At 45.0% G+C, this 238-nt stretch carries 1 protein-coding gene; it reads left to right on the top strand.

Going from position 1 to position 238, the window contains the following annotated elements; translation table 11 throughout:
- Positions 1 to 238: hypothetical protein (locus R0J88_RS23340; protein WP_410901367.1), on the top strand; the 238-nt coding region annotated here is incomplete at both ends.

Here is a 238-nt window from a genome sequence, read left to right as displayed (position 1 = left end):
GGAGTTCAATCTACTCGAGCTAGCAGAGGTTAACAAAGCACAGCACCTACTTATTAAGCTCATCGCTAAAGCTGACAATCACCTTCGCACCGGTTTCTTGGGAACCCCGCTACTAGCATCAGCTTTGCAAAAAGCTGGCCGTAGCGATTTAGTCTATGAACTATTATTTCAAGAAAGTTATGCCTCATGGTTTTATTCAATCAACAATGGCGCAACGACAACATGGGAACGCTGGACC

Source organism: Pseudoalteromonas sp. SIMBA_162 (assembly GCF_046535955.1).
Taxonomy (GTDB): Bacteria; Pseudomonadota; Gammaproteobacteria; order Enterobacterales; family Alteromonadaceae; genus Pseudoalteromonas; species Pseudoalteromonas marina.
Note: the sequence above shows the minus strand (reverse complement) of the source record. Positions and strands in the feature narration are given on the sequence as shown.